This window comes from Phaeovulum sp. (assembly GCF_041596715.1).
GTDB lineage: Bacteria > Pseudomonadota > Alphaproteobacteria > Rhodobacterales > Rhodobacteraceae > UBA6213.
The window spans coordinates 1-4,185 of the sequence record NZ_JBFHIA010000256.1 but is presented as its reverse complement, the minus strand read 5'-3'; the positions used below and the strand labels follow the sequence as shown (position 1 = coordinate 4,185).

Here is a 4,185-nt window from a genome sequence, read left to right as displayed (position 1 = left end):
GGATGGGCGGCTGAGCCTTGGCGTCGATGCGTTCAAGGGTCTGTCGGATTCTGTAACCTACAGGCGTTCGATCAATGGGTTTTCCACCTACAGAAATGACGCCGACAACGACAGCCTGATCGACGAAACCTCGATCGCGCCTTTTGCCCAATACGAGTTCTCGCCCGCCGAGGATTTCCGGGTTTCCTTGGGCGCGCGTTGGGAAAACTACGAAATCGATGTGGATGATCGTTCAACCTACGATCTCGATGGATCGAAAAGCTACTCTGATCTGGTCAAGAAAGCTGGCGTGACGTGGGAATACGAGCCGAACCAGATTCTCTGGGCATCGGTCTCGGAGGGGTTCTACGTGCCTTCGACCTCGGCGACCGTGACCACGGCAAACGCGACGGACCTGCCTGCGGAAGAATCGCTGACATGGTCTGCCGGGATTCGCGGTGAAATGGCGGGCGGGCGCTTGGGCTATGATGTCGGGATATTCCACACCGAAATCCGCGGAATGGCTGTGTCGCTGGCCTGTGGCGGTGATGCCGTGATCTGCCCCGGTGATCCCACTGGCACCTATAGCGCCGCCGCCGGGGAAGTGCGCTATCAAGGTCTGGAAGCAGAGCTGCGGTGGCGTGCAAGCGATAAGGTCCGGCTGGATGCGAGCTATACCTACGCGCACAACACCTATGTCGATTTCGTTTCCACGTCTGGGGACTTTACCGGCAACACGGCCTCGGCCAGCCCGGATCACCACGTCAACCTGCGCGTCAGCTACATGCCGACAGAGCAATGGTCCTTCGAGGCGGAGGCAGATTGGATTTCCTCCTACTACACAAACGAAAGCAATACGGACAGCTACGAACGCCCGGTCCTGTTCAATCTGCGCGCCCAGCATAGCCTGAATGATCGGGTGAGCCTCTCGCTCGCCGTCGAAAACGTGCTGAACGAAAAATACTCCAAGCGCGTTTCGTCCACCGAGGCTGCTGTTCCGGTCCGCAGCTACAACGAAGGCTATTCCGGTCGAACCATCCGGTTCGGCGTGAACATCGCGCTTTGAGGAGAGGGAACATGATGACAGTTCGCATGGCGGGGGGCTTCCCCCGCCTGCGGGCCCTTATCCGGGCCTGCACGTTTGGAATACTCACGGCCGCTTGCGGTGTTGGCGCCGCAAGCGCCGACGTTGTGGCACCGAAGGTGGCGGTCCTTTCGACCGCTTTCGTGCTGCCCGCAAAGTTTAGGATGATCGCCGAGGCAGCCAAGCAAAGCGACGTCATCGTCGAATGGCGCCACGTTGATACCTCGTCGCCAGACGAAATCGCCGCAGCACTGGACGGGGCCGATTTGGTGATGATCGATGCCCCGCGCGACACCGACATCGCGGCAGTCGAGGCAGGGGCAGGCGATGCGGTGCGCGCTTCGGGCCTGCCGGGGCTGCGCGTTTCGGTGATGAATACATCGCGCGTAGAGGCATTCGGTGGCCTGAACGCCGACGTCGGGCAGCAGCTTTACAGCTACTGGGTGGCGGGCATGCATGAAAACCATGTCAACTGGGGGGGCTTCGTCGCCGCTCTGGTGCGTGGGCAAGACCTTGCGGCGGTTCCGCCACCCGAGGATCTGCCCAACGGTGGCATCTATCACCCCAAGGCGGACAGGATCTTTGCTGACCTTTCCAGCTATCTGGAGTGGTGGGAGGCGCAGAATGGCGCGCGCGACGGAAAAGCCGTGATCGGGATGGAGTTTTCCTCATCCTACATTTCGGATGGCCAGACGCTGATGCTGGATGAAATCGTCTCGGGTATTCAGGCGAAAGGCGCGGTTCCGCTGGCATTTTACCGGGCATCGCGACTGGCGCGCGAAGCGACGCAGAGCTGGGAGGAAGCAAATGCGGCCGCGAACACAGAGCCGGTCGAAACGGAGCCGAGCGGGTTGGTCTTTCCCAATCCCGTCGATTTCACGCGCAGGGTTTCCAGCGAGCCGCTGATCACACAGGACGGGCAAACGGTGCTCGATGTGCTGTTCGTCAACACCTTCATCGGGGGGGATCCGGATGGGCGCAAAGCATGGCTGCAAACGCTGAACGTTCCGGTAATCCACCTGATGAGCTACCGCGACGGGGACCGGGCCGCCTACCTTGCCGACCCTGCGGGCGTAGATGCGTTTTCGCTGCCCTTCACGCTGACCAATTCCGAATACATCGGGATGCAGGACCCGATCATGCTGTCCACCGTCGAGGATGGTCAGATCACCCCCATGCCCGAGCAGCTCGAGCTTCTTTTGTCCAAGGCCATGCGTCTTGCGGCGCTGCGCGAGCTTCCAAACAGCAAAAAGCGGGTGGCGATGGTCTACTGGAACACCCCAGAGGGCGAAACCAACATGGGTGGGTCGAACCTGAACCTGCCGCGCTCGATGGTCGATATGGCAGAGGCCATGCGGGGCGAAGGCTACCTGATCGACGCGTTTTCCGACACTGATGTGACTGACCGCGCAGCAGGTATGCATGCACCCCGCTACCGGGCCGATGGGCTGGACAGGCTGGTCGCTGGCGAGGACTGGGCGTTCCTGCCGATGAGAGATTATCAGGCGTGGTTTTCGTCTTTGCCTGCCGAGGTGCAGGACCGGATCAACCAATATTGGGGCGCGCCTGAAGACAGCCAGTGGCTGGTCACGCGCGATGACGTTCTGGGTTTTGCCATTCCGCGCCTGCAACTTGGCAATCTGACCATTCTGCCCCAACCCCCGCGCGGCGCGATCGCGTCGGATGCGATGGACGACATGGAACGTGATCTGTTCCATGACGACAAGGTGCCGGTGAACCACCCTTATCTTGCCACCTATCTCTGGTTGCGGCAGACACAGGATGCGCTGATCCATTTCGGAACGCACGGCTCACAGGAATGGACCCCGGGCAAGGAACGGGGCCTTTGGGCCTTTGACGATCCGCAGCTTCTGGCTGGCGATATTCCGATCGTCTATCCCTACATCGTTGACAACATTGCCGAGGCGATCCACGTCAAACGACGCGGGCGGGGCGTGGTGGTCAGCTATCAGACCCCGGCTTTCGCGCCCGCAGGGCTTTCACCCGATCTGACGGCGATCAACGACTATTTCCGCGAGTATCACACCGTGGTCGAAGGCCCCGCGCGCGAAAACCTGCGCCAGCAGATCATCGCCAAGGCGGTCGAGGTTGGTTTCGACAAGGATCTGGGGCTGGAGGAAGGCGCATTGGCCGCCGATTTCGACGCCCATTCCCGTGATCTGGAAACGCTGCTTGAAGATTTGGGCGCGCAGATGCAGCCGTTGGGGTTGCACACTTTCGGGACTGGCCCCGACACGCAGGTGTCGATGGCGGCGAACGTCATGCAGATGATGGGTGCGCCATTCTACGAGGCATTGGGCGTCGATCCTGGCGAAATCTTCAAGGCCGGGTTCGAGACGTTGGAAGACACCCTGCCGATGCAATTCGTGATCCAGCATGTTCTGGGTGATGTGCCTGCCGATCCGGCGTTGGCCGAATGGGTCGAAAAGGGGCGAGAGTATCGCGACATGCTCGATGGCTCGGGCGAGATCAGCGCGGTTCTGACCGGGCTCTCGGCAGGCTGGATCGACCCGTCCTACGGCGGCGATCCGATCCGCAACCCCGATGCGCTGCCGACGGGGCGGAACATCTACGGGTTCGACCCTTCGCGCATTCCCACCCGCAATGCCTATGCGGCAGGGCAGGTGGCGATAGAAGAACTGATCGCAACCCATACAGCCGAGCACGGGGAAGCACCCCAAAAGCTGGCCTTCACTATGTGGAGCACGGAAACGATGCGCCATCTGGGAATGCTGGAGGCGCAGATCCTCTACGCAATGGGTGTGCGCCCGATCTGGGACGAAGGGGGGCAAGTGACCGGGATGGAGGTGATCCCACTGGCCGAACTGGGCCGACCGCGGATCGACCCGGTAATCTCGCTGACCGGGCTTTACCGCGACCAGTTCCCCAATGTGATGGAGCGTTTCAACGAGGCGATCGTCATGGTCAACGCGCTGGACGAAACACCCGAGGAAAACCCGCTGCGCGCCAATACCGCGCGGATCGCCGACGCATTGCGCGCCGCAGGTATCGAGGGCGGTATCGCGGATAATTACGCGTTGACCCGGATGTTTGGCACGCAAAGCGGTGATTACGGCACCGGGCTGCCCGACGCCGTGATG

2 protein-coding genes are annotated in these 4,185 nt (G+C 61.1%); both read left to right on the top strand.

The genetic code is table 11. The features are described from left to right. Window positions 1–1,045: TonB-dependent receptor (locus ABY403_RS14140; RefSeq protein ID WP_372841469.1), on the top strand; the 1,045-nt coding region annotated here is incomplete at its 5' end. Window positions 1,046–1,056: 11 nt separating this feature from the next. Continuing rightward, a partial coding sequence (locus ABY403_RS14135; RefSeq protein WP_372841468.1) for a cobaltochelatase subunit CobN occupies window positions 1,057–4,185 on the top strand: 3,129 nt, incomplete at its 3' end.